The sequence below is a fragment of the Acinetobacter corruptisaponis genome (assembly GCF_030053775.1).
GTDB lineage: Bacteria > Pseudomonadota > Gammaproteobacteria > Pseudomonadales > Moraxellaceae > Acinetobacter > Acinetobacter corruptisaponis.
Genome location: NZ_CP125669.1, coordinates 187,689 through 212,210, shown reverse-complemented (window position 1 = coordinate 212,210; position 24,522 = coordinate 187,689). Strand labels below are relative to the sequence as shown.

Sequence of the window (24,522 nt, the reverse complement as noted above, 5' to 3'; positions counted from 1 at the left end):
TGTCGTTTTTTGTGGATAAAAATTTATTCAAATCTTTGATTTTCATCCAATCAAACATTGAAAAATATCATACATGCATTTCAGCGCATTTTTACAGTTCCTCACATTTTTTTTATAAAACACAATGAAGTGAACACATGATGAAACAAGATGACCGCTTAATGACATCTCGTCGGTTTGCACCGATGTTTTTCACTCAATTTTTTGGTGCGCTCAACGACAATGTTTATAAGCAGGCGCTCCTCTTGGTGATTACCTATGGCTGGATTCAACAACAGTCTGCACCCATCAGCACACTCAACAATTTAGCCGCTTTACTGTTTATATTGCCCTACTTTTTTTTCTCCGCCACCGCAGGACAGATTGCCGATAAATACGAGCGTTCCCAACTGATCCGCTTTATCAAGATTCTTGAGATTGTGATTATGCTGATTGGGAGCGCAGGTTTCTTACTGGGTAATTTATGGCTACTGTTATTCGCCTTATTCCTGATGGGAACACATTCCACCTGTTTTGGGCCAATCAAGTATGCCATTCTGCCTGAAATCCTTAAACCACAGGAATTGATGTCGGGAAATGCGTTGTTCCAGTCGGGTACATCAATCGCCATTTTGGTGGGTATGATTTTGGGCGGTGCGGTGATTGCCTCATCTGAAGGTAATTTGCTGTGGATTAGCATCACAGTGGTAACCATTGCCTGCTTAGGCTATTTATCCAGCCGTTTCATTCTACCGCAAAAAGTGGCCGAGCCTAACCTTAAAATTGACTGGAACTTTTTTCGTACCAGCTTCCAAACCTTGAAATATGTCAAAGGCATCCCTGTGATTTTTATGATTCTGCTTGGCAATTCATGGTACTGGTTTTATGGGGCGACTTATCTCACCCAGATTCCCCAACTCACCCAACAAAACCTACACGCGTCTGAAAATGTGGTTAGCTTATTACTTACCTTTTTCTCCGTCGGCATCGGTGTAGGTTCCTTGCTATGCCGAAAGATTGGTGGGCGTGAAATTAATATTAAAATGGTGCCTTATGGTGCGATTGGCCTAACCCTATTTGCGCTTTATCTGGCTGCAAGCCTTGCTTTTGTGCCTGAACGCACAGGCGAACTGCTTTCATTAAAAGATATGTTTACAGGTGGTATGGTGTATTACCATGTCATGCTTGCCGTAACCTTACTGGGAATTAGTGGGGGTTTTTATATCGTCCCACTTTATGCCATGATGCAAGCCTATTCACCACGTTCACACCGTGCCCGTGTGGTGGCAGCGAATAATATTTTAAATGCGGTATTCATGGTGTCCTCTGCAATTTTCTCAATTTTAATCTTAAGCATTTTAAAAATTGATATTAAAATCTTGTTTATCATCACCGCCATTTTAAGTGCGATTTTCTCATTCTGGTTATTAAAACGACTTAAACTCTTACTGGCAGATACGTCGAATACTTTAGAGGATTAATCTATGCGTCATTACACGGGTCTCGATAAACTGATCAACTCATTTGACCAGGCACTGCGTAGTTTGGTTCCAGGTGCGACAAGTTCCCAACGTACAAACCCTGCTGCCGATGAACCATCACAGTTATGTGTCAGTGATGCCCGTCATGTGGCTGGTTTGATGCGTGTCAATCATAGTGGTGAGGTTTGTGCTCAGGCGCTTTATCATGGTCAGGCACTGACAGCAAAGCTTCCTCATGTTCGCGAAGAAATGCAGCAAGCGGCAATTGAAGAGCAGGATCATTTGGCATGGTGTGAAGATCGTTTGAAAGAACTAGACAGCCACACCAGCGTACTCAATCCAATCTGGTATGGTCTCTCCTATGGTATGGGTGCCATTGCAGGTATTGCTGGAGACAAATATAGTCTCGGCTTTGTCGCTGAAACGGAACGTCAAGTCAGCCAGCATTTACAGGAACATTTGCAACAACTGCCTGAACATGATGAACGTTCACGCAAAATATTAGAGCAAATGAATGAAGATGAGCTGCATCATCGTGATACCGCCTTACAGGCTGGCGGTGTGGACTTACCCGCACCAGTCAAAATCACCATGACCGCAATTTCAAAATTGATGACAAAAACCAGTTATTATCTTTAAATCAAAATAACGTGCTGACTGACTATCGGTTAGTTAAAGGTCAGCACCTCTCTATGCTTTAATCAACAAACTTTCTAATTCAGGATAAAACTTAAAATTACTATCCACACTCAATAAAGTCATTTGCGAAGCAATTGCTGTCGCAATGATAATACGATCAAACGGATCTTGATGAATATTCGTTAATTGTACTGATTGATCAGCAATTTTAGCAGTCAATGGCGCAAGTTTAATCCCAGCAGGCTCCAAAGCAGATTCAATCCATTCCATTGATAAAATGGGAATTTGAATACGTCCTTTCTTTACTGCCATTGCAATCTCTACACATGATACAGGAGAAACATAAATTTCATCTGCCTGAGCAATCCATTCATTCCACTGCATAGGATACCGTGCTGTGTCCTGCTGAATCCACCAATACCATATATGTGTATCTAATAAGATTATTTTAGGCATGTCCAAGCCTGCTCATCGACCAAAGGCTGGGTAAGATCACCCATCGTTTCACCCAACCCGATGAGATGTTTCGGTGGACTACGTTTAACCACTACTTTTTGATTTTCATCTAAGATTTCTACCTCATCCAGCACCATAAAAATCACTTCAATACGTTGATGACGCATGGATTTAGGGACAGGAATAGATTCTTGTGCATGTTCATAAGTTTGGCGAACAGCATACATACACGCTCTCCTCTAAATAGATTTAGCTGAATTACATTTCAAACATAACATAAAAGTCTTTTTTCTACATATTTTCAAACAATGATTTACTTATTTCAATCCATGCTCTGCCTTAAACCGTTCCAGATTCCTAACCGCATCCTGATAACGGGATTGCACACCACTACTGTTTAAGCGTAAATCATAGAGACGTTTTTTGTAGTCATCCCGATCTTTAACAGATAAGTCTTTACGCTCTAACTCTTTGAGATAGTAATTTAAATCACTTTGCGAACGGTTAAATTCTGAATTCGCCTGATAATAATCATTGGCAACCTGATAATAACTTCGCAAGGACTCACGCTTTTCCAAAGGACAAACCCGAAAATCACCACGTCCCTCCAATGCCTCATTGAAAATAGTTTCAGGTCGGCAATAATAGCTTAAACCTTTCTGATAGCCTTTTTCATACAGGCTTTGATTTGGAATAATATTGGCTTTTTGGCAAGAGGAATAATACTGGTCCAAACGTGATTCCCGCCCAGCCGCACCATCTTTTTCGCCGACATTTAACCAGTTTGCAGTTTTACATTGTTCAACGCTCATGGCGGCACAGCCAGAAAGCAAAACCGTCAAAATAGAAAGTGGTAAAATAATTTTCATACAACTATTCCTATTATTATCAGTTTATTTACAGCAAAACATTACATTGTAATGACAGGATAATGAATCTGCTGATCATAAATTAAATCAGCTTGCTGCCATAAATCATAGAGTGGAATTTTGACATCCAGAGCCAATGGTAACTTTTTTGGATTGAATTGCATATCCGTTAAGTTTGTGCCCCATGCAATCACATCAATATCCAGACTAATATAATGCGATGGACGAACACGTCCCGACTGTGTCTCTAATAATTTTAAAGTCTCGATAATGTCATCAACCGATAAAGTGCTTCGTAATAGGCAGGCTGAATTCCAGTAATCTGCTCCAATTCCGTCCCGACATGGAATCTGGTAAATCGGGGAAAACTCCACATGCCCCAGTTCTGCAAGTTGAGCATAGGCAAAGGTGAAATTTTGCTGCTGCTGAACATTACTCGCCAGTGCGAGCGCAAAAATCGTTTCTGTTGCGTTCAAGGCGAATTCCTACTGCATTGGCTTGGGCAATAATGGCGGGTTTACGAATGGTAATGCTAATCGATTCAATTGATGGAAATGTAGAAAATAGACAGTTCAATACTAATTGGGCAGCGTGCTCAATCAGTTTGGGTTTGGCTTGCTGAATCACTTGTGCCGCAAGCTCACAGATTTGGGCGTAGTTGAGTGTATCGTCCAACTCATCTGAACATGCAGCCTGAGTCAGGTCATTATGAATGGTTAAATCCAGCATTAAAGGTTGGATGATCTGACGTTCCCAGTTGAAACAACCGATTACGGTATCGACCTTTAGTCCCTCAATAATAATGGCATCCATAATGACCTTAATAAACCGATAAATAAGATTAATGCTTTAACAATGAAGCGGGTTCAATATTGTGAACCATTTTCAAACGCTGGTCAGCATAAATATCGGTATATGGTGCGAGAACACGCATGAAACGATCAAAATATAACATTTGCTTGAATAACAAGGCAAAGTCACGCGGGAACTTGATACCGTGACGCTCACCCACGCCAATCATATCCATCATGATGTCATTCAGGTCTGCTGGATTAGAGCTTAGAATTTCCTGCGGGTCTGCCAAGAGCACACCACTAAACAGGCGTTCAAGGTCATCGGCAAGCACCTGCGTGTCAATTTTCTGGTGAGTCATGCCCATTTTCAGCATGTTTTCAGCCATTGCCGTATAGTTGGTATGTTGTAGCGCATCCATAAATGCCATACATGCACCCCACACTTCTGGCTTTAGCTGACCCACAATACCGAAGTCAATAAAACCAATGCGGCCATCTTCAAGCAACATCAGATTTCCAGCATGTAAATCGGCATGGAAGCTCTTGCACAACATTAGACTTCCAAACCATGTATTCATTGCGGTAATCAGCACTTGGGTCGGGTCTTTAGCATATTTTTTTACCACATCAAAGTCGGTTAATGACACACCATAAAGACGTTGCATGGTTAACACACGGCGGGTCGAAAACTGATGATAAACCTTTGGCGCTGTGGCAGCCTGATTACCCGAAACATTCAGATATTGAATGAAGTCATCCAGATTTTGTGCTTCTTCAATAAAGTCCACTTCCCGTACCATACGGGTTTTAATCTCATCAACGATCTCAGAAAGTGACGCAAACTTGATTTTAGGTACAGCACGCTCAAGCAATTTGGTTGCCCAATGCACCACATTTAAGTCGGTATATAGAATGGTTTCCACACCAGGCTTTTGCACTTTGAGCACCACATCTTCGCCTGTAACCAGTTTTGCGGCATGCACCTGCGCGATTGATGCTGAAGCAAGCGGCTTTTCATCAATAAAACTAAAAATTTCATTGAGGTTCCTGCCCTCAAACTCCTCATTCAATACGCCCTGAATATAGCTGAAAGGCAAGGTTGGAGTCTGGTCTAGGCAGCCTTGAAATTCCTCAACGTATTCACGAGGAAATAAAGATGGGGTACTGGCAATAAATTGTCCCAGCTTAATGTAAGTTGAACCCAATGATTCAAAGGTTTCACGCATCAATTTAGCATTGCTTGGTTTTTCTGTTGCATATTTGACACCTGCCTGTGCCGCAACAATCACGGTTTCACCTATACGCCCAATGGAACGCAGTCCATCAAATAAAATATTTCTTTTCATAATCTTTCATTGCCTCATAGATGGCGTTAGTTTAGCAAATTTTGCTTAATTTACTGATCAAGTTGCCTGACAAATCGGACAATTTACATCTTTTTCAAACTGTAGAATACGTTGTGAAAGGTTTAAACCATTCCAAAGTAACAATTTTTGCCTGAGTGGCGTTAAACCAAGCCCTAAAAACAGTAATGCGTGATGGGCCTGTAATGCTGCAATTGTCGCAGGTGTGGTTGCCAAAACACCAGAGTCTGCACAGCGTAGATTTTCATTGGCATGTTGCTCTTTTGGGAACAGGCACTCATAACATGCCGAATCTGACTCAACCATAAATAGTTGCCCCTCAAAGCCAATAGCCGAAGCACTAATCAAGGGAACTTGATGTTTTTTGCACACAGCATTGACCAAATAACGCGTTGTAAAATTATCACAACCATCTAAAACCACATCTTGATGCTGTACCAATTCATCAGCATTCGTTTCATCAAAACGACTATTTTGATAGTTCACCTGTATATGAGGATTTATATTTTGAAGATGTTTGGCTAAGACCTCTGCCTTATAGTGACCTAAATCATTTGAAGTAAATGCAATTTGCCTTTGTAGGTTACTGATTTCTATGGCATCTGCATCAACAATGGTAATTTTACCCACACCTGCCCGTGCCAGCAATTCTGCACTGGTACAGCCGATTCCACCAGCTCCAATAATCAGTACATTTGCTAATTTTAATTTTTCTTGAGCTTCAATATCCCAACCATCAAGTAAGATTTGACGACTATAAAGATGCATTTCATCATTAGTTAATTCAAATTCGTTTTCTGGATGAATTGACACACTGATTCTCTTGCTAGCTCTAAAGACTTTAGATTTTAAGTATATGAATGTACTAATGGAAGATAATTTTTTTCATGCATGCATTTTAGCTTTGACTATCTCTAGGTTTTAACCCAATAATGTAGGCACTCTTTAACAGCTTAATAAAATCAATTGCTTATCAATTGAGAGTAAAACTTTGGTTATTCTAATTTTTTAGAAATAATTCTATGTTTTATTTTAAAGTTTTGGCTATATTTTATTGTTTACTACCGCATAGGTAGCTTAGAAATCAATGAGCATCGATCAGTACCACCGTGAAATGTTCACTAACGCATAGATAGCTTATGACACTTTGAATAAAGATGCCGCCCATTAATTTGGTTAGTCTAAGCACTTATATTCTTAAGAATCAAATCAGCTACGCCTTGTGGATCTTTCCACATTGGGACATGTCCCCAATCTCTAGGTTCTAGCCAATTCACATGGTCTGGCAGCTCAGATTTATTTTGACAGTCCTTCTTTCTCAAAAGCCAATCTTTTGTACCAAAGGCAATAGTTAAAGGAACTTGAATATCTTTGCCCCCGATAAAACGTCCGACATTTGCGAATATTCTATCGAAATCTGTGGCTTTGGAAAAATCATCAATCGAGTTCAAAGCATCTTTTCTAGAAATGTTTCGACCTCCAGTTCCTATCGGGATAGCTAAAAGCAACTCTCGAAACAGTGCAAATCCCATCATCTGTCTTGATATATTAGGCATGAATTTAATCGCATTTCTTAAACTAAAAAACACCATCTTTACATGTGCTGGGGATTCATCCCACAAACCTGCGGGTGAAATTGCGACAACGGAACTTGCCAATCCAACACGTGCAGCTTCTAGTGCCATCCATCCCCCCATTGAATTTCCAACAATATCTACAGGTTCATGTATACCTATAGTTTTCAACTCACGTTCTAAAGCACTAACTAAATTATGAATTGTAGGTTGAACCGATGCACCAAGACTTGGACTATCGCCAAAACCAGCTACATCAAATGCAATGACTCGTCTAGATTTACTTAATTGCTGAATTAGGGGACTCCATGCTTTATGAGACATACCAATCCCATGTAACAAAACCAATGGTTTGCCTGTTCCTGCTTCTGCTCTATTCCACATTCGGAGATCCTTCTCTATCAACTTATGTAATTGCTGTACGAAAACCTAGTCTTTTCATTTACCCGACTCATCCTATCTTTTCTGATCATGCATAATTTCATAGGATTGAGCACGAAGTAATTCTTCTTTATTTTGAAACGAACTTGTACGTAACTGATTAATCGCTTGTTGTTTATTTAAGTCTGTCATTTCGCTTTTTAGAATCTGATCACGTTTTATTAAATAATTATTTACCTGACTTTGCCAAACAGCTTCCTCCTGATCAACTTTTTCCAAACGATCTGCAGCTTCTGGCCCCAATAAGCTTTCTCTCATACTACGTAATTCTTGCGGAGAACCACCCTTGTCTTTGATTTCTTGAGTGAGTTGTTGCAATTCTGAAAACTGCATAGACACTCTAACTCCGTCAGCTAAAGTTGGTGGAAGTTGGCCGATTAACTTAGCAAGCTCCATTGCCTTTTGTTGAGTAGATAAGTTTTTATTTGCATGAATTCGTAATTGCTCGATATTAAATTTATTTAAATTACGTTCATGACCAAACAAAGCTTCTATCTCTTTAGCATTAAAAAATTGCTGTTGAATTTTATGCATTTGGTTAATGATCTTTTCTAATTCTTCAACATCAGTCGTTTTGAAATTTCCGCTAGGTTTTGCATTTTGTAAAGTATGCATGTATCCAACATATTGCTCTAATAAATATGCTGCATATTTCGCTGCTGGAGCTGGTAACGTCGCAGACAAATATTGTCGTATATCTGCAATCAGTTCTGTTTCTGTTTTCTCCCCTAAACTTGAAAAAAAATAGTCAAAACAACTACGGATACCTACTGTTAATACCAAGTTTCCATTAGCATCTACTTGTATAGGACAGTCTATCTCCGTTCCTTTTAAGGAAGGTGCTAATGTAGGAAGTGTCGTATTCTTTGAGTCACTCATTGCTAATGCATAATTTTGTGTGACGTTTTGTGATTGACTGTCACTATTTCTATATTGTGCTAATCCTGCTTCGGGTTTAAAAAACCAATAAATCAAACCTAGAACGATCAACAAAATGCTAATTAAAGAAAAGATTAATAGTTTTGAATTTATACGTTTACCAATCATCATCCATGCTCTTGCTAAACATTATTAAAAATGTGGAGGAATGAATGATCATTCCCCCCTTAAATTTAAAGACCTTTATTTTTTAAACGATTTGCTTGAACTCGATACGGTGTTACTGGGTTCTGTAAAAATCCAACTAAACCTAAAACTTGATTAATTTCATCTAGATGATTAAACCCATAGTTATCACGAATTACTGTACCCAAATGACTAGAGCAACGAGGAATTAAACCATCACTTTCACCATCAATTATTTTAGAAGTAGCAACTAATGCATAATCAAATGGATCAAGCACGTTTGTTAAAACGCTAGTTCCACTCCATGAAAAATACCTGATACCATTAACTAACTCTGCACCATTACCACATGCTGTTGTTGGTACACCTGCAGGAAATTTTTTATTAAATTTAGCAGCACCCTCGGATGTAATAGATTTAAAACCTTCCAGAAAGTCTTGTTCATAATAATTACCTGATGTTATCCCAACAATACTAAATAATGAATTAAATGCAGTTGCCATAACAGGAGATAGGACAGTACCTGTCGGAGATTCTGTAAAATCGATTACAGCATCGGCAATATCTGTCCCCATTGTTGGACCACCAACTGCAGTAACTGACGCAATTCGATTAGGTATAATACCAGCTACATATCTTATTGACTGAGATCCATGGCTATGACCAATAAGGTTAATTTTTTGTGCACCTGTTATAGCTAATACAAGTTTAGCTTGTACTAACAGTTGCTCACCTCTAATTTCTGATGTATTTAATGAAGCCTGTTGCGCTACAAAAACATTAGCTCCATTTGCGACTAAATCTTCAGTAATTCCATTCCAATACTGAAGCGGACCAATAGCTGAGAATCCTCCCATACCATGTGCTAATAAAATCGGATACTTCGTTTTTGCGTAATTGGAAGTGACATTTGTACTTCCTCCAAACTCACATGAATTTACATCACAATTTTTCCATGAAGCGATATTTGTTGGATAATTTATTAAACTTGCTTGTAAAGTACAAAAACTACTTGATACCAAGCCTGCTATTAATATCAGCAAACTAAAATACTGTTTCCCCATGGTTTAGCTCCTTGCTTTTTCGTATTAGAATAAGATTATTTAACTCTCTACATATAGAGTGAGTGCGTTATGTATTATAAAATCAAAATTAAAATATAGCATTTCACTAGCTGAACAATGGATGCCAAACAAACAACTTCAGACGACATTTTTTTATACTGGTTAGGGAAAAATGATAAGCGTTAATTTTAAAAAAGGTATAATATAAAATCGTGTATGTAGTAGATTTAAGTAAGGTTATGAAAAGAGATTATGCAAATAATCAGCACCTTATAAGTGGTTTGTATGCACACCTATTAGCTGAAGTCGCTGCGGATTGGAATTTTACGCCCACAGAAATTTTTTGGGGGACCGGTATAGACAAAGATCAGCTTAGTAGTTTGGATTATCAAATAACATTAAGGTCATTTAAAAAACTAATTTCACGATTAATAGAACTTACTAAAGAAGAAGGTATTGGTTTCTATGCTGGTTCGCATCTTAAAATTAGCTCACATGGATTGTTAGGATTTACATTTATAATTTCTAAAAACTTACATGATGCTATTCAGACCATCAACAAATATATAAATATGATTTGTACTTTTGTTATTCCTGATTTAATTATAGATGACAATTCAGCCACATATTATATAACTTATGAAAAATCAGTATTAGATTTGAAAAATAATAGTGACTTAGTATATTACGAATTTTGCATCTCATTTTTTGTGCAAGGTTTTGTAAATGTATTTAAATCATATATTCCTGATTTTGCACCTACGCTTTATTTACAATGTAAAAAGCCAGGTTATTTTTCAAAATATGAAAATTTATTGTCTTCATTATTTAGTGAAGTTTTATATGAACAAAAAATGACAGCAATAGTTATACCTAATGAGCAACTATACACACCGTTAAGTCTTTCGGACCCTTTAACTTCAGAAAAGTTTAAACAACTTTGTCAAAAAGAACTCGATGAATTAGTTGCCACACAGGATATTTTATATCGGGTTAAACAGCTAATCGATGATCCAATCGAGGGCTTACTTGGAATTGATCAAGTTGCTCAAAAATTAAACCTTACCAAAAGAACTTTACAACGAATGCTTCAAGAAAAATCTGTAAGTTTTCAGAGCTTATACGATGATGTACGCAAAACAAAGGCACAAAAATTGATGTTAAGTCCCTTCGCCTCAAAAGATCAAATCGCAAAACAGTTAGGTTATGCTTCAACTTCAAGTTTTAATCGCGCAGTTAAACGCTGGGCGCTTGAATAAGCCTTCACTTAAAATCAAATATAGATACATTTGAATTGCTGTTTTAGGACATGAAGTAATGAATCAACACATTGCACCCGTCGAGTTATCTAAATCTTATCGCTTACTTAATCATGGTCCAACTGTACTTGTTTCTGCTCAGCATAATGATGAAGTCAATGTTATGGCAGCAGCATGGGCATGTGCTTTAGAATTTTCTCCAGCAAAAGTTACTGTGGTTTTAGACAAAACTACGAAGACGAGAGAACTCGTGGAGAAAAGTGGCTATTTTGCATTACAGGTTCCGTGTTATGAACAACTCAACATGGTTCATCAGCTTGGAAACATCAGTCAATTTGATGATCCTGAGAAATTACAAACCTGTAAAACTGAAGTCTTTTATCAAGAAAACTATTCTGTACCATTAGTCAGTGGAAGTATTGGTTGGTTAATATGCAAGCTGATACCAGAAGCACACAATCAGCAAACCCATGATTTATTTATCGGCTCTGTTATTGCTGCTTGGGCTGATACGCGTGTTTTCCGCGATGGTCACTGGCATTTTTCGGAAGAGCATAAAAACCTGAAAAGCCTACACTATATTGCTGGTGGTACGTTTTATTTAATTGGCGAAGAAGTGAAAGCAGAGTAAATCAAACACAGAAGCGATGCACTTAGCAGCGCTTCTCACATGAATAATTTAAAGACTATTTAATTGCAGCATCATAACGCTGATTTACAGTATTCCAGTTTACAAGAGACCAAAAAGCTTTGGTGTAGTCTGCTCTGCGATTTTGATATTTAAGATAATAAGCATGTTCCCAAACATCCAAACCTAAAAGTGGCTGTCCTTTCTTCTCCGCAATATCCATTAAAGGATTATCTTGATTTGGCGTTGAAACAATCTCTAATTGACCTGCATCATTCAAGATTAACCATGCCCAACCCGAGCCAAAACGACCTGTTGCAGCCTGATTGAATTTATCTTGGAAGGCTTCAAATGAGCCGAAATCTTGATTGATTTGTTTTAGTAGCTTTGCACTAACCTTACCAGTTTTATTGGTCGGTGCTAAACTTTCCCAAAAGAAAGCATGGTTAAAATGCCCACCACCATTGTTTCGTACTGCTGAATTATATTTAGAAATTTGTGCTTGGACTTGTTCAATACTTAATTTATCAAGCTCTGGATAGGATTTAATCTGAGCATTTAAATTATCAACATAAGCTTTGTGATGCTTTGCGTAATGTATTTCCATCGTTTTTTGATCAATCGCAGGTTCTAGTGCATCACTTTTATAAGGTAATGGTGCTTGCTTAAACTCCGCATAGGCAGGCACACTTAATCCTGCACATAACATCAATGAAAATAGGCTTTTATTTAACATCCGCATCATTAGATCCCATAAATTGATAATCATTTTCATTATCAAAAATATAAGCAAATCCAAAGCAGGTCAAATAACTATATACCAAAGATACATTTTACTACTTATTAAAAACATAAAAGCGATGAACCAATCATCGCTTTTATTTATATAAAGATATTTTTATTTTGCAGCCATACGAATCGAGCCGTCTAAGCGAATTACTTCACCATTTAAATATGAGTTTTCAGCAATATGTGCAACCAAGCGCGCAAATTCTTCAGGACGACCTAAACGCGATGGATACGGAACCATTTGACCTAATGCATCTTGTACATTTTGTGGTAGACCTTTAAGCATCGGTGTTTCCATGATACCTGGTGCGATGACCATAATACGGATTGCATGGCGTGCCAATTCACGGGCAATCGGTAAAGTCATGGCAACCACCGCACCTTTTGAAGCTGAATAGGCAGCCTGACCAATCTGACCATCAAAAGCCGCAACCGAGGCCGTATTGACAATCACACCACGGTCTTCATCGCCTGCCTCAACGGTATTTTTACTCATGGCATCGGCAGCAAAACGTAGCATGTTAAATGTACCAGTTACATTGATCTGCAAGGTTTTAGAGAACATTCCCAAATCATGCACACTTTCTTTACCAAGGACTTTTGCAGATGGGCCGATGCCTGCACAGTTGACCAAACCATGTAAACTGCCATGCTTGGCAACGACATCTTTAAAGAATTGTTCCGCTGCCTGTTCATCAGTCACATCCAGCTTTACAAACTCAGCTTTTTCACCCAATGCCTGTGCCTGTTGTTCACCTGCCTCAACATTCATATCAACCAGCGTAACGGATGCTCCTTTTTCAACTAAATATTCTGCGGTTGCTGCTCCCAAACCAGAGCCACCACCCGTAATAACAAAATGTTTTCCTTGAATTTTCATGTAAATTTCCTGTTAAATGAACGATAAATTTTTATAAGTGAGAGTAAAGGCAAGCTTTTTCCGATACAATTCCAAAAAGTAGCAAATTTGATGCGACTTTTGAGCATTCATCCTATTTATTCTTCCCTACTTCATTTGCGTATGATCCAGAATCAAAATCCAGACCATAACTCTACCAAAGACACGATCTCAAATGCCTTGATTCGTGAAGCGTTGAGTGTTGCCGCAAGTCGGGGTTTAAATATTGTCCATATTGCAAATAAGGCTGGAATTTCAGCAGAACTGTTGACCTCAACCAAAGCACGCGTTCCTGTGGCCCAGTGCGCACAATTATGGGTTGAGCTTGCAGAAAGCATGAATGATGAGTTTCTGGGAATGGATACTCATCCCATGCGCCGCGGCAGTTATAAGCTCTTGGCAAAACTGGCGTTCAACGCTGAAACCTTACAACAGGCGATTGAGGAAATCCTCAAATTTTTAGCTTTGGTTTTAGATGATATTCAGGGTGAACTGGTTCAACAAGGTTCAAAGGCTTTTTTAATCCTGCATGATCGTGAACAACCAAAGCGTATGTTTAGTTATGCCACGTTCTTAATGCTGGTCCATAGCCTGATGTGCTGGCTGAGTGACCAGCGTATCCATTTTCAGAAAATGACGTTTAAATGCCATCAACCTGTAGAAATACAGGATTATCGGGTACGTTTTTGTGAAAATATCCAGTTTAATGCTGAACTCAACACAATTGAGTTTGATGCGCATTATCTCAAGCATAAAATTAAGAAAGATAAACAGGCATTGAATGATTTTCTCAAGCATACGCCTTATAACCTGATCGTCCGTTTTAAGAATGAAAATTCCTTAAGCCTGCAAATTCGTCGTCAGCTTTTATTACAACCACCGTCTGACTGGGCTGAGCTAAAAGATATTGCCCAGCAGTTGAATATGTCAACCGCAACCATTCAGCGCCGCCTAAAACAGGAGGGTGTCAGTTACCAGCAACTTAAAAATGATATTCGCTGTGATATTGCCATTGAGCGTTTAAGCAAAACCAATGATTCCATTCAAAATATCAGTGATGATCTCAGCTTTCATGACCCAAGTGCCTTTCACCGCGCCTTTAAAAAATGGACAGGTGTCAGTCCAGGGGCTTATCGTGCCAAGACACTCAAGAAAACTGTGATGGGTTCCCTATAATCCTGTTGAAAATCCTTAAATAGATTTTTAATCTATTAAGAATAATAACTGTGCAAGCGTAACCCGATCATTACTACCATAATCCTTGATGGTCTGTATTTGGTTAAAACCGTACTGCTCAAAGATGTCACGCACCGCCTGACCTTGATCATAACCATGTTCAAGCACAATCCAGCCATGTAGCTTTAACCAGTCTTTGCCTTGACTAATAATCGTTTCAATATCCGCCAGACCATGATTGGCTGCAATCAACGCCCGTTCAGGTTCAGATTTCAGCTTTTGCATGTGGATATCATCAGGATCAATATAAGGTGGATTGGAGACAATCAGGTCAAACTTTTTTTGATCTAAAGCTTCAAACCAAGCCCCACAGGCAAACTTGACCTGAGATAATCCATGCTTTAAAGCATTTTCTTTGGCGACATCCAGCGTTGGTTCATAGATATCAGTTGCCGTGACTTGCCATTTAGGACGTTCACTGGCAAGTGCCAATGCAATTGCGCCTGTGCCCGTGCCTAGATCAACAATAGTGGCATCTTGAGCAAGCGGAAGATTTAAAACCGTTTCCACCAGAATTTCAGTATCAGGACGTGGCACCAAAGTGTCATGGGTGACTTTTAAATCCAGCGTCCAGAATGGTTGTGAGCCTGTGACATAGGCCAAAGGCTCACCCTGTTCAATTCGGGCCAGCCCATCCAAATAAGTTTGCTGCTGAATTTCTGTCAATTCCTGCTCAGGCCTAAATTTAAGCTCTAAAACACTGACACCTATAATATGCTCAAGTAGCCAAGCAGCTTCCTGACGTTCATAGCTATCAATTTCGCCTTTCATCTCTAAAGCCTGAGCAATATTCATTAGCCGCCATTTTCCTGTGCCAGCATTGCCAACTGATCTGCCTGATATTCACGATGCAGGCTGTCGAGCAATTCAGTTAAATCACCTTCCATAATCGCATCCAATTTATACAAGGTTAAATTGATGCGGTGATCGGTCATCCGCCCTTGCGGATAGTTATAAGTACGAATACGCTCAGAACGATCACCCGAACCTACCAGATCACGACGCATTTCAGAGGTTGCTGCATCAGCCGCCGCACGTTTTGCATTTTCTAAACGTGATACTAACAACGCCATCGCTTTGGCTTTGTTCTTATGCTGGGAACGTTCTTCCTGACACTCCACCACCACACCTGATGGAATGTGGGTAATACGCACCGCAGAATCAGTTTTGTTAATGTGCTGACCACCCGCACCCGATGCACGGTAGGTATCAATACGTAAATCAGCAGGATTGATTTCTACTGTGGTATCGACATCAACTTCTGGCAGAATGGCAACTGTACATGCCGAAGTATGCACACGACCTTGTGATTCGGTTGCAGGCACACGCTGTACACGGTGTGCACCACTTTCAAATTTCAGGCGACCATAGACACCCTCACCATCGACACGGCAGATCACTTCCTTATAACCACCATGCTCACCTTCATTTTCTGAAAGCACTTCGATACGCCAGCCTTGATTCTCGGCATATTTGCTATACATACGGAACAAATCACCTGAGAAAATCGCAGCTTCGTCACCGCCTGTTCCCGCACGAATTTCCAGGTACGCCGCATTGGCATCATTTGGATCTTTTGGAATCATCAACACATTCAGTTGATCTTCCAGTTCCACCAGAAGCTCTTTATTGGCCTTGATTTCTTCTTCTGCCATATCCTTGAAATCTGGATCAGATTTCATCATCTCGGCTGTTTCAATATCTTCCTCAGCCTGACGATATTTACCCCAAACCTCAGTGATTTCAGTTAAGTCATTATGTTCACGGGACAGTTTACGAAAACGTTTATTGTCCGAAATCACTTCTACATCAGCGAGTAATGCAGTCAGCTCTTCATGACGATCACAAAGTTGATCCAGTCTTAAGCGGAGTGATGCTTTCATGGGCGAAATATCTCAAAATTCAGGTTTGTGCGAATGCAACATATACCGCACAATTAACATTAAAAAATTGCGCATAGTGTACAGATTCTGGTGCTTAAAAGACATAGAGAAACGGGCTAACTTACCCATTCGCCATCATTTCATCATAAATTGTTCAGTTTTGGTTGTGGACACTTGTTCTCGGATTTATGCTCCGATATAAATAATTAGGGACAAATAAAAAGATAAAACAACAGGATAATGTTTATGAATAATTTTATTAACCGTCCAACCTCCGCATTTATTGCGGCAAGTTGGGTTGCTTTACTTGCTGGAGCAGTCGGATTCATGATCGGGCTATGGAATGCCAATATACCATTACACGAAAAAGGCTATTATTTTGTTATCTTGCTATATGGACTATTTTCGGCAGCATCTTTGCAGAAAACAGTACGTGATAAACTGGAGGATATTCCTGTGACTGCCATTTATTATGGACTGTGCTGGGCCTCTATGGCGGTGTGTATCGTATTATTATTGATCAGCCTATGGAATGCTGACATGCTGATGAGCGAAAAAGGCTTTTATATCATGTCTTTTATGATGAGTTTATTCGGTGTAGTTGCCACGCAAAAGAATATCCGTGACTTAAATTATCTGCGCCTGCAAACTGAATTGAACCCTCGCCAGTTAAAAATAGAGGACTCATCAAGAGATGAACAGCAAGATTAAATTTAGCTTAAGGAAGTTCAATCAGGGAGCGTCCTTTATGCGGTGACGATATTTACTATCACTATGTTTTATCATCAGTATTTCTCATTTAAATTTATTCACCGATACAAAACGCTACAATCCAGACACCAAATCGTAATAATTTCAGAAGCCATCTCCACAATTTTCTTCTCAAACTTTGTTACATTTGCCTCAATTACAAAAGATGTCCTATCACTAGGAACATGGAGTCAAAATGAAAGCGAATATTTTGTTATTGGGTGCGATTTTAGCAAGCTCAACTTTAGTGACCACAGCCCATGCTGATAATGCTACACGTGTTGCTGCAACGTCTGCACTAGGGAGTGTAGTGGGTACTGCAATTGGTAAAGAGATCGGTGGCAACAATGGTGCCATGATTGGTTCCGCACTTGGCGGTGCTGGTGGGGCGGCTGCGGCAAGTAGCAAACATACCCGTACGGAAGCCGCGATTGGTGGCGGTTTAGGTGGCGTAGGCGGCTATACTGTTGGTAAAAATGTAGGTGGTACAACGGGCGGTTATATTGGTGCTGCTGCAGGTGCCGCAGGTGGTTCAGCTTTGGGTCGTAAAGTTGGTCAGGACCGCGACTATGACAATTACCAGTCTAAAAAATACAAGAAAAAAAGAAAGCATCGTCATCACTGATATTTTAGAAAAGCGCCTTTGGGCGCTTTTTTACGATTAAAATTTCTAATAGCATTTGATTTTAATGCATTCAATCAACTCCATAGTGTTTCTTTTTATACAGATACAATAAGCACCGAGTGCATCATCCAAGTTTGCAGGTGGAGCATACGTGCTTTTTTTCTGTGCATGTATGGGTTGTTGATAAAGAATTGAGCTACCCTGCTCCATAACTTGTCATATAAATATCTTTATGATCAGGTTGATGTTTCCACTATGAAAATTTTCCACTTATCGGATTAAATTTTAAATTAATTAAAAATCAAATAGATAAATAATTAAATCTCAATAAATTGATGAAGCTTTCTTATCAGCCATCCTTTAAATCATCCACTTCGTCCTAGTCTCAGGAATGGCATCAAAATTGCTTAAAGTATTACGTTTTTAAGAAATCGTATTACTCGATAGGTACAAACCTATGCATGATTCAGTATTGTCAAAAAAGAAAAAACTTTTGTTAAGTTTGGGGTCTTTCCTGATTCCCATCCTGATTTGGAGTTGCGTCAGTTACCTGCCCTTTATCTGGCATCCACAGGTACAAATTACCGATTCTGGCAGTGTGTCTTATTTACAGGTCGGCACACGCATTGAAAAAAATGCCTTTTATCGTGAAGCGCAGCAGGCAGTCGATGCAGGCAAAACACCACCTAATGGGATTTTGGTCAATCCGATTTATCTGCCTGCGCCCCATGAGGTAGCCAAAGCGCTGGTTACTTCCTTTACCACACCACCACAACAGCCTGATGCACCGTGGCTACATCAAAGCCTGTGGCATAGTATCAAGATTGTCTTTATCGCTTTCTTTATTTCCTCATTGATTGGTATTCCACTAGGTATTTTGTCTGGGTTTTCTGCCACGATTTCCCGATTGAATGAACCCTTTGTCGAGTTTTTCCGTTATCTACCTGCGCCTGCATTTGGCGCATTGGCAGTTGCCATTTTGGGCATTAATGATGCACCTAAAATTGCCATTATCGTGATCGGCACTTTATTTCAGCAAATCCTGATTATTGCCAATACCACCCGCATGGTGGATCGAGGTTTGATTGAAGCGGGTTATACGCTGGGAACCAATAAAGCCAAAAGTCTGTTCCATGTGGTGATTCCTGCGGCACTGCCTGATATTTACCGTGATTTACGCGTGTTATTGGGCTGGGCGTGGACTTATTTAATCGTATCAGAATTGATCGGGGCCACTTCGGGGATTACATGGTTTATCACTCAACAAGCCCGTTACCAGAATTTTGAGAATGTCTATGCCGCTATCTTAATTATTGGTGTGATTGGTTTGGTCACCGATGTGATGTTGATGAAATTAGGCGAACGTCTATTTAAATGGAAAGCAGGAGCAAAATAATGGAAACTCAATTTGATGCGAATGTTTATTTTGAACAAATTTATGCTCGTCCTGTGATTCTGGAAGCAAAAAAACTGACACAGGTCTTTTATCATGGCAAAGAGCAACGCACCATTCTCAATCAACTGGATTTAAAAATTCATAAACGTGAGTTTGTCTGTGTGATTGGCCCGTCAGGTTGTGGTAAATCCACCTTGAGCCGTGTGGTGGCTGGTTTAGACCCTTATCATAGTGGTGAGATTCTCGTGGATGGTCAAGCCATCACAGGCACCAGCCCAGAACGTGGCATGGTGTTTCAGGGCTATACCCTGTTTCCGTGGAAAACGGTCAAGCAAAATGTCATGTTTGGGCCATTGATGAAAGGCATCAGTACCACTCGTGCCGAAGAAATGGCTCGGGAATGGATCAATATCATTGGGCTGGAAAAATACGAAAACCAGTATCCGCACCAACTGTCAGGCGGGATGAAACAACGGGTTGCAATTGCCCGTGCCTTGGTTAATGAACCCAAGATTTTATTGATGGATGAACCGTTTGGTGCGCTTGACCCGCATACCCGCCAGAAGATGCAGCGACATTTGATGGATTTATGGCAAAACATTGATATCACCATTATTTTTGTCACCCATGACATGGATGAAGCGATTCTATTGGCTGATCGTATTGTGGCGCTCAAGGCCAATCCTGGCGAAATCAAGGAAATTATTGAAGTGGATTTGCCCCGTCCGCGCGGCACGGAACTGATGAATACGCCTGAGTTTCAACGCCTGAGAAACAAGGTGGATCAACTGGTGCATGCTCAGGAAGATGAGCTTGATCCTGCCTTGACCCATTTGCCAAAAATTCCCCGTATGACGCAGGTCGATGCTGAATAAAGATTTTGTATAACCTTTGGGACGACCCAAAGCGTTTTATTTATGTGCTGGACGACCAGCTAAATGGTGTGACGCATGAAACAGGATTATGTTTTACCCTTGGTCGATATTTCAAAATTGACCAGTCCACAGCTTGAGGAACGATTACAGGTCGCACAGGAACTGGATCAGGCCTGCCGTGAAGTCGGTTTTTTATATATTCGCGGTGATCAGTTACAACCTGCGCTCTTTCAGCAACTGGTGCAAACTGCACAACGCTATTTCGCTCAGGATGAAGCAAAAAAAATGCAAAACTATATTGGCCTGTCTGAGAATCATAGTGGCTATGTGCCGATTGGTGAGGAACGTTTTAAAAGCAATACTTACGATTTAAAAGAAACCTACGATGTCAATTATGATTATCTGGCAAGCGAAAATCGTCGCCCCTTGGTCGGCCCAACGCAGTGGCCCGATGATGCAGAATTTAAACAAAATGTCCTGAGCTATTATCAGCATATCAAGGATGTCGGACATCAACTTTTTCATGCCTTTGCGTTGGCTCTGGGGCTGGAAGAACAATTTTTTGATGCACATTTGCAACATGCGCCCAGTCAGCTCAGGCTGATTCATTATCCTTATAATCCTGATGCTGAAGATGCCATGGGCATTGGCGCACATACCGATTATGAATGTTTTACCCTGTTATTTCCGACTGCACCTGGCTTGCAGGTACTCAACAAACAAGGTGAATGGACGGATATTCCTCTGGTTGAAAATACCATGATCCTGAATATCGGTGACATGATGGAAATTTTATCCAATGGGCATTATATCGCCACCAAACATCGGGTCAAACGGGTCAAGGAAGAACGTTATTCATTCCCCTTATTTTTCTCCTGTGACTATGATTATCTGATCCAGCCTGTCATGCCTAATGAAGTGCCAAAATATCAACCGCTAAAAGGCGGTGAACATTTATTTAATCAGACTGCACAGACTTTTAGCTATTTAAAACAACGTATCGCACGTAACGAAATTCAACTGAATAATGCCATGCCACTCTCTTCTTTTGGTTTGACTGAAACTGGAGAAAAATAATGGATTTAAATGAATTATTGCAGCAGTTAAGTCCCACTGATCTACAGCAAGTCAGTTTACCCCATTATTTACTCGGTAGTTTTAGGCGTAAAAGTATCAGTTTTTATAATGGACTGACCGACGAACACACCATTGTTTACTGGTTTCAGTCCCGAACATTTACGCTTGATCTACGCTTGTCAGATGCACGCTTTACTCCCATCACTGAAAGACAAGGCTGGATTGGCGATACGGTTTGGGATCATGCACAGCAATTGCTGTCATGGGAGGTTCAGCAAAGCTACCAACCACGGATCCAGTGGCCAGAACCTGCCACATTACATGCGGTAGGTAATTGCCTATTGGAGTTTTCACCCTCCAATGCCTATGTAGAAGACTGGCGACAATTGTCGCATACAGGGCCATTGCTCGGTTTACGCTTGTATCAGGTACAACATCTGGGTAATGGTGAAGTGTGTGCAATGGATGGTGGATTGATTATGGCAGGAGAACATATTGCCTATGCACAATCCCGACTGCCACAGATTCAAGACATACTTTCAAACTTTTTCAGACTTGATCAGGCACTGGCACAAAATGTCATAAATGAAGCAGAAATTGAAAGCTATGAAGTTTCTGTGGCATTAAATAGTCAGAAAATTCAATATAGTACGCAAAGCCAGCATGTCGGTGAATCTATAAAATTGAATGATTTTGAATTGAATGATCAGGGCATTATTACACAAATTCGCCAGATTCATGGGGAAGATTACCGCTGTTATTTTCAGCTTGACCTGTACCAGCCTGAGTTCCAGTTTGTACGTGAATCCAACACCTCTGATGCAAGCCATCACTGGTTACAGCAGGAACAGGATCATTTGCTTAAAAATGCTCAAGTGGTTGAATAAAGGAGCCTGATTTGCCCTATTTATATTTGATGATTGCAATTATTGCGGAAGTGATCGCCACTTCTGCACTCAAAGCCTCAAATGGATTTAGCGTTCCTCTGCCCTCACTCATCACAGCGGTGGGCTATGCGATTTCCTTGTATTTCTTATCCTTAACCCTAAAATTTATTCCAGTCGGTATTGCCTATGCAATCTGGTCGGGTGCTGGGATTATTCTTATTTCCAGTATTGGCTGGTTTTTCTTCAAGCAGTCTCTGGATCTGGCGGCATTTATTGGTTTAAGTATGATGATTGCAGGCATTATCGTGATCAATGTCTTTTCAAAAAGTACTCATCTTTAAATTTTTATATAAATTTTTGCATAAAAAATGCTTCATCCTTGAAGCATTTTTTATATCAGTCCTTTGATTATTTCAATTCATTCACCAAATCAGGATAAATCAGACCATCCACATCAACGGCGGTTTTATAGATGCCATTGTTTACATTAAACTGATTTACATGATAAGAAGACCCATAGACCGAATCAAAACTATCATTTTTTACAAAGGCTTTTTTATTGCCCGCCAGATCAAGTAAATGAGTGCCACCCACAAATTGTTCATACTGGGCAGGATCGACCCCAACCCGATTGGACATGATCTTGACCGCATCGGCATGTGTGGCAGGATCATTAATATATTTGACCGTTTTATCCCAGACCTGAATCAGCTTTTTCCATTCCTCTTTATGCGCGGATAAGTGGCTCATATTCACAGATACACCATCATAGATCAGACCTGGCTTATCTTTGGAACTATAGATAATTTTTGAGCCTGCAACTGCTTTTAAGGCTTGATTTGCCACAGGTTGCCACACAGCGATTGCAGATACTTCTGGGCTGGCAAACACCTGTGGTAATTCATTGGTGACAGAATTGACCAGTTTAATGTCTGTTAATGGAATGTTGGCATCGGTCAAAGCAGTCGAAAGAAGCAAATGATCCACCAGACCTTTTTCGGTTGCCACCGATTTACCTTTTAAATCCGTCACTGAGTTGATGCCTGGCTTGGCAATAATCACGTCATTACCTGCGGAATAATCGGTGACCATAATCATCATACCCTTGGTGCCACCTGATGCTGTGACAAGGTTGTCGCCATTGGTGGTCAGTACCGCATCGAGCTGATTGGCAGCAAAGGCATTCAGTGAAGCCGAATAGTCAAACCATTTAAATTCAACATTAAGCCCTGCCTCTTTGAGCCAACCTTTTTCAATCGCCACTTGCCAAGCGACAAAACCAGGCCAGTCACTATAACCGATCGTGATGGGTGTGGTTGTCGCAGTATTTTTTGATTCTTCTTTCTGGCTGGCCGTCGGTACTTTGGCTGAATTATCGCAACCCGCTACAGCAAAACTCAATAGAACAGAAAGAGATAAGGATGTCATTGCATGTTTCATTACAGAACCCCCGAATAGAATGCAATCCAGATATGGATGATGATTTAGAACCTGAACGTTAAAATTGCGTATTTCATCTTGCTGTGTGTATTTCTCCCTAATCATTCTGCTGGAGCGGTGGCATCACAGCATCCATCAGTTCCAGATGCCCCTTGATGACACCTTTCAGTGCAATAAATTGCTGGCTGATCTGTTTTAGATCATTGCTTTTGCCTTGCAATAACATCACTTCCAGAATCTTTTCCGCATCAAGCTGTACACTCAGCGAGCTAATCACCTGTTCCAGATATTGATGTTGCAGATCACCAATCTGTAGACGGATATTTGCCGTGCGACGCTGGTATAACAATGTCAGTGTCCCGACCATCACTGAATTATCTGAGCTATGCTGATCAATTAAGTGATGATTGATCATGTCTACAATCGCCTGTGAACGGCTTTCATAGTGTTCTTCTACGATCTTCTGGTCTAAAGCTTCTACTGTATTTTCAGGAACAGTGATGCTGATACGTGAAAGCTTGGGTTTACTGTTCATGCTCAACCTACTATTTCTTAAGATTGCTGGGTGTTTGCTTGATATATAAGCCTGCTCTTACGGTAAGCAGATTGACTAAAAATAACTGGAGCGTTTTTAAGTACTGGTTCATGACTGGATGTTTTTTCATGGCAACCTCAGTATTACTCATTCTTTAATTCGTAATATTTAATGCAGTATCTATGCCAATTTTTTATTAAATTATCTAAACGGAGTCTTGCCGAGTTCTCACCAAATTTCTGAATCAGCCACTACGTCTTGCGCTGCGCCAAAGCTTTAATCGCTTTGGTTTGCTCAGGCTCGCCTTACTTTTCTTTCGGGATGAGGAGCGAAGCTGCGCAAGGGCAACCATCTTGCGCAGCTATCGCTGCTCACCTCAAAACTCGTTGCCTACCATCAGCTAGTTTAATAAATCGCAGAAACAGCACTTTATTAATGAAATCCTGTCTCGAACAGTTGCGGATGACGTTTCCGAGTATCATATTTCTTACTCAACTCACGCTAATTAAATCGATAAA

At 40.2% G+C, this 24,522-nt stretch carries 28 protein-coding genes; 12 read left to right on the top strand and 16 right to left on the bottom strand.

From position 1 onward, the window contains the following. Positions 1-137: 137 nt before the first annotated feature. Positions 138-1,460, top strand: coding sequence for an MFS transporter (locus QLH32_RS00990; protein ID WP_283267639.1), 1,323 nt, complete (start codon positions 138-140; stop codon positions 1,458-1,460). A gap of 3 nt (positions 1,461-1,463) precedes the next feature. After that, positions 1,464-2,099: a 2-polyprenyl-3-methyl-6-methoxy-1,4-benzoquinone monooxygenase gene (coq7, locus tag QLH32_RS00985; protein WP_283267638.1), complete on the top strand. Its 636-nt coding sequence runs from the start codon at positions 1,464-1,466 to the stop codon at positions 2,097-2,099. Between the two features lie 51 nt (positions 2,100-2,150). On the opposite strand, the gene QLH32_RS00980 is transcribed toward coq7, so the two are convergent. The 10 genes from QLH32_RS00980 to QLH32_RS00935 all read right to left on the bottom strand — a co-directional run bounded on the left by QLH32_RS00980 (position 2,151) and on the right by QLH32_RS00935 (position 9,726). Then, positions 2,151-2,555 (bottom strand): type II toxin-antitoxin system VapC family toxin, encoded by a 405-nt coding sequence (locus QLH32_RS00980; RefSeq protein WP_283267637.1) that lies wholly within the window; start codon positions 2,553-2,555, stop codon positions 2,151-2,153. Then, the gene (locus QLH32_RS00975; protein WP_283267636.1) at positions 2,543-2,782 is read right to left on the bottom strand and encodes a hypothetical protein; all 240 of its coding nucleotides are present in this window, start codon (positions 2,780-2,782) and stop codon (positions 2,543-2,545) included. Before QLH32_RS00975 ends, QLH32_RS00980 begins: the two co-directional genes overlap by 13 nt. Before the next feature lie 90 nt (positions 2,783-2,872). Beyond that, positions 2,873-3,424 carry a DUF2799 domain-containing protein gene (locus QLH32_RS00970; protein ID WP_283267635.1) on the bottom strand — a complete coding sequence of 184 codons (552 nt, stop codon included), beginning with the start codon at positions 3,422-3,424 and terminating at the stop codon, positions 2,873-2,875. A gap of 41 nt (positions 3,425-3,465) precedes the next feature. Further along, positions 3,466-3,900 (bottom strand): 2-amino-4-hydroxy-6-hydroxymethyldihydropteridine diphosphokinase, encoded by a 435-nt coding sequence (locus QLH32_RS00965; protein WP_283267634.1) that lies wholly within the window; start codon positions 3,898-3,900, stop codon positions 3,466-3,468. Further along, positions 3,857-4,237 carry a dihydroneopterin aldolase gene (gene folB, locus QLH32_RS00960; protein WP_279960003.1) on the bottom strand — a complete coding sequence of 127 codons (381 nt, stop codon included), beginning with the start codon at positions 4,235-4,237 and terminating at the stop codon, positions 3,857-3,859. The genes QLH32_RS00965 and folB overlap by 44 nt, the downstream gene beginning before the upstream one ends. 28 nt (positions 4,238-4,265) lie before the next feature. Beyond that, complete coding sequence (locus QLH32_RS00955; protein WP_283267632.1) at positions 4,266-5,564, bottom strand: ABC1 kinase family protein; 1,299 nt, start codon at positions 5,562-5,564, stop codon at positions 4,266-4,268. Positions 5,565-5,621: 57 nt separating this feature from the next. Further along, positions 5,622-6,350, bottom strand: coding sequence for a HesA/MoeB/ThiF family protein (locus QLH32_RS00950; protein WP_283269259.1), 729 nt, complete (start codon positions 6,348-6,350; stop codon positions 5,622-5,624). A gap of 413 nt (positions 6,351-6,763) precedes the next feature. After that, the gene (locus tag QLH32_RS00945) at positions 6,764-7,540 is read right to left on the bottom strand and encodes an alpha/beta fold hydrolase (RefSeq protein WP_283267631.1); all 777 of its coding nucleotides are present in this window, start codon (positions 7,538-7,540) and stop codon (positions 6,764-6,766) included. 72 nt (positions 7,541-7,612) lie between these two features. Then, complete coding sequence (locus QLH32_RS00940; protein ID WP_283267630.1) at positions 7,613-8,644, bottom strand: lipase secretion chaperone; 1,032 nt, start codon at positions 8,642-8,644, stop codon at positions 7,613-7,615. Positions 8,645-8,709: 65 nt separating this feature from the next. Continuing rightward, complete coding sequence (locus QLH32_RS00935) at positions 8,710-9,726, bottom strand: lipase family alpha/beta hydrolase (protein ID WP_283267629.1); 1,017 nt, start codon at positions 9,724-9,726, stop codon at positions 8,710-8,712. Between the two features lie 239 nt (positions 9,727-9,965). On the opposite strand from QLH32_RS00935, the gene QLH32_RS00930 reads away from it, so the two are divergent. Together QLH32_RS00930 and QLH32_RS00925 are read left to right on the top strand one after the other, a co-directional pair. Continuing rightward, positions 9,966-10,985 (top strand): AraC family transcriptional regulator, encoded by a 1,020-nt coding sequence (locus QLH32_RS00930; protein WP_283267628.1) that lies wholly within the window; start codon positions 9,966-9,968, stop codon positions 10,983-10,985. A 58-nt stretch (positions 10,986-11,043) separates the two neighbouring features. Beyond that, positions 11,044-11,616, top strand: coding sequence for a flavin reductase family protein (locus QLH32_RS00925; RefSeq protein WP_042893821.1), 573 nt, complete (start codon positions 11,044-11,046; stop codon positions 11,614-11,616). Between the two features lie 55 nt (positions 11,617-11,671). Here QLH32_RS00925 and QLH32_RS00920 read toward each other — a convergent pair whose 3' ends face one another. After that, entirely contained in the window at positions 11,672-12,355 is a 684-nt protein-coding gene (locus QLH32_RS00920; RefSeq protein ID WP_283269258.1) for a superoxide dismutase, read from the bottom strand. A 156-nt stretch (positions 12,356-12,511) separates the two neighbouring features. After that, a complete protein-coding gene (locus QLH32_RS00915; RefSeq protein ID WP_283267627.1) occupies positions 12,512-13,282 on the bottom strand; it encodes a 3-hydroxyacyl-CoA dehydrogenase in 771 nt (256 codons plus the stop codon). Between the two features lie 90 nt (positions 13,283-13,372). Here QLH32_RS00915 and QLH32_RS00910 point away from each other — a divergent pair, with 90 nt between their 5' ends. Then, a complete protein-coding gene (locus QLH32_RS00910; RefSeq protein ID WP_283267625.1) occupies positions 13,373-14,476 on the top strand; it encodes an AraC family transcriptional regulator in 1,104 nt (367 codons plus the stop codon). Positions 14,477-14,503: 27 nt separating this feature from the next. Here QLH32_RS00910 and prmC read toward each other — a convergent pair whose 3' ends face one another. Together prmC and prfA are read right to left on the bottom strand one after the other, a co-directional pair. Beyond that, complete coding sequence (gene prmC / locus QLH32_RS00905) at positions 14,504-15,331, bottom strand: peptide chain release factor N(5)-glutamine methyltransferase (RefSeq protein ID WP_283267624.1); 828 nt, start codon at positions 15,329-15,331, stop codon at positions 14,504-14,506. After that, positions 15,331-16,419, bottom strand: coding sequence for a peptide chain release factor 1 (gene prfA, locus QLH32_RS00900; RefSeq protein WP_004677700.1), 1,089 nt, complete (start codon positions 16,417-16,419; stop codon positions 15,331-15,333). The genes prmC and prfA overlap by 1 nt, the downstream gene beginning before the upstream one ends. Positions 16,420-16,665: 246 nt before the next feature. Between prfA and yiaA the strand changes: the two genes are divergently transcribed. The 7 genes from yiaA (at position 16,666) to QLH32_RS00865 (ending at position 22,370) form a co-directional block, all read left to right on the top strand. Further along, entirely contained in the window at positions 16,666-17,130 is a 465-nt protein-coding gene (yiaA, locus tag QLH32_RS00895) for an inner membrane protein YiaA (protein WP_283267622.1), read from the top strand. 235 nt (positions 17,131-17,365) lie between these two features. Next, a complete protein-coding gene (locus tag QLH32_RS00890; protein ID WP_283267621.1) occupies positions 17,366-17,794 on the top strand; it encodes a hypothetical protein in 429 nt (142 codons plus the stop codon). A gap of 457 nt (positions 17,795-18,251) precedes the next feature. Further along, a complete protein-coding gene (locus QLH32_RS00885; RefSeq protein WP_283267620.1) occupies positions 18,252-19,190 on the top strand; it encodes an ABC transporter permease in 939 nt (312 codons plus the stop codon). Further along, positions 19,190-20,065, top strand: coding sequence for an ABC transporter ATP-binding protein (locus tag QLH32_RS00880; protein WP_432442291.1), 876 nt, complete (start codon positions 19,190-19,192; stop codon positions 20,063-20,065). The genes QLH32_RS00885 and QLH32_RS00880 overlap by 1 nt, the downstream gene beginning before the upstream one ends. A 75-nt stretch (positions 20,066-20,140) precedes the next feature. After that, on the top strand, positions 20,141-21,142 hold the full coding sequence (locus tag QLH32_RS00875) for an isopenicillin N synthase family dioxygenase (protein WP_283267619.1): 1,002 nt from the start codon (positions 20,141-20,143) through the stop codon (positions 21,140-21,142). Next, positions 21,142-22,029, top strand: a complete 888-nt coding sequence (locus tag QLH32_RS00870; RefSeq protein WP_283267618.1) for a hypothetical protein — start codon at positions 21,142-21,144, stop codon at positions 22,027-22,029. The genes QLH32_RS00875 and QLH32_RS00870 overlap by 1 nt, the downstream gene beginning before the upstream one ends. Positions 22,030-22,040: 11 nt before the next feature. Further along, positions 22,041-22,370 carry a DMT family transporter gene (locus tag QLH32_RS00865; RefSeq protein ID WP_279960014.1) on the top strand — a complete coding sequence of 110 codons (330 nt, stop codon included), beginning with the start codon at positions 22,041-22,043 and terminating at the stop codon, positions 22,368-22,370. Between the two features lie 67 nt (positions 22,371-22,437). On the opposite strand, the gene QLH32_RS00860 is transcribed toward QLH32_RS00865, so the two are convergent. Both QLH32_RS00860 and QLH32_RS00855 read right to left on the bottom strand, forming a co-directional pair. Next, a complete protein-coding gene (locus QLH32_RS00860; RefSeq protein ID WP_283267617.1) occupies positions 22,438-23,469 on the bottom strand; it encodes an ABC transporter substrate-binding protein in 1,032 nt (343 codons plus the stop codon). Positions 23,470-23,566: 97 nt separating this feature from the next. After that, positions 23,567-24,004: a CopG family ribbon-helix-helix protein gene (locus tag QLH32_RS00855; RefSeq protein WP_283267616.1), complete on the bottom strand. Its 438-nt coding sequence runs from the start codon at positions 24,002-24,004 to the stop codon at positions 23,567-23,569. Between the last annotated feature and the right edge of the window lie 518 nt (positions 24,005-24,522).

Bases quoted from the DNA above. Each gene is read 5' to 3' on its own strand.
- QLH32_RS00990 (WP_283267639.1), top strand. From the start codon at position 138: ATGATGAAACAAGATGACCGCTTAATGACATCTCGTCGGTTTGCACCG.
- coq7 (WP_283267638.1), top strand. From the start codon at position 1,464: ATGCGTCATTACACGGGTCTCGATAAACTGATCAACTCATTTGACCAG.
- QLH32_RS00980 (WP_283267637.1), bottom strand. From the start codon at position 2,555: ATGCCTAAAATAATCTTATTAGATACACATATATGGTATTGGTGGATT.
- QLH32_RS00975 (WP_283267636.1), bottom strand. From the start codon at position 2,782: ATGTATGCTGTTCGCCAAACTTATGAACATGCACAAGAATCTATTCCT.
- QLH32_RS00970 (WP_283267635.1), bottom strand. From the start codon at position 3,424: ATGAAAATTATTTTACCACTTTCTATTTTGACGGTTTTGCTTTCTGGC.
- folB (WP_279960003.1), bottom strand. From the start codon at position 4,237: ATGGATGCCATTATTATTGAGGGACTAAAGGTCGATACCGTAATCGGT.
- QLH32_RS00955 (WP_283267632.1), bottom strand. From the start codon at position 5,564: ATGAAAAGAAATATTTTATTTGATGGACTGCGTTCCATTGGGCGTATA.
- QLH32_RS00950 (WP_283269259.1), bottom strand. From the start codon at position 6,350: ATGCATCTTTATAGTCGTCAAATCTTACTTGATGGTTGGGATATTGAA.
- QLH32_RS00945 (WP_283267631.1), bottom strand. From the start codon at position 7,540: ATGTGGAATAGAGCAGAAGCAGGAACAGGCAAACCATTGGTTTTGTTA.
- QLH32_RS00940 (WP_283267630.1), bottom strand. From the start codon at position 8,644: ATGATTGGTAAACGTATAAATTCAAAACTATTAATCTTTTCTTTAATT.
- QLH32_RS00935 (WP_283267629.1), bottom strand. From the start codon at position 9,726: ATGGGGAAACAGTATTTTAGTTTGCTGATATTAATAGCAGGCTTGGTA.
- QLH32_RS00930 (WP_283267628.1), top strand. From the start codon at position 9,966: ATGAAAAGAGATTATGCAAATAATCAGCACCTTATAAGTGGTTTGTAT.
- QLH32_RS00925 (WP_042893821.1), top strand. From the start codon at position 11,044: ATGAATCAACACATTGCACCCGTCGAGTTATCTAAATCTTATCGCTTA.
- QLH32_RS00920 (WP_283269258.1), bottom strand. From the start codon at position 12,355: ATGCGGATGTTAAATAAAAGCCTATTTTCATTGATGTTATGTGCAGGA.
- QLH32_RS00915 (WP_283267627.1), bottom strand. From the start codon at position 13,282: ATGAAAATTCAAGGAAAACATTTTGTTATTACGGGTGGTGGCTCTGGT.
- QLH32_RS00910 (WP_283267625.1), top strand. From the start codon at position 13,373: ATGCGACTTTTGAGCATTCATCCTATTTATTCTTCCCTACTTCATTTG.
- prmC (WP_283267624.1), bottom strand. From the start codon at position 15,331: ATGAATATTGCTCAGGCTTTAGAGATGAAAGGCGAAATTGATAGCTAT.
- prfA (WP_004677700.1), bottom strand. From the start codon at position 16,419: ATGAAAGCATCACTCCGCTTAAGACTGGATCAACTTTGTGATCGTCAT.
- yiaA (WP_283267622.1), top strand. From the start codon at position 16,666: ATGAATAATTTTATTAACCGTCCAACCTCCGCATTTATTGCGGCAAGT.
- QLH32_RS00890 (WP_283267621.1), top strand. From the start codon at position 17,366: ATGAAAGCGAATATTTTGTTATTGGGTGCGATTTTAGCAAGCTCAACT.
- QLH32_RS00885 (WP_283267620.1), top strand. From the start codon at position 18,252: ATGCATGATTCAGTATTGTCAAAAAAGAAAAAACTTTTGTTAAGTTTG.
- QLH32_RS00880 (WP_432442291.1), top strand. From the start codon at position 19,190: ATGGAAACTCAATTTGATGCGAATGTTTATTTTGAACAAATTTATGCT.
- QLH32_RS00875 (WP_283267619.1), top strand. From the start codon at position 20,141: ATGAAACAGGATTATGTTTTACCCTTGGTCGATATTTCAAAATTGACC.
- QLH32_RS00870 (WP_283267618.1), top strand. From the start codon at position 21,142: ATGGATTTAAATGAATTATTGCAGCAGTTAAGTCCCACTGATCTACAG.
- QLH32_RS00860 (WP_283267617.1), bottom strand. From the start codon at position 23,469: ATGAAACATGCAATGACATCCTTATCTCTTTCTGTTCTATTGAGTTTT.
- QLH32_RS00855 (WP_283267616.1), bottom strand. From the start codon at position 24,004: ATGAACAGTAAACCCAAGCTTTCACGTATCAGCATCACTGTTCCTGAA.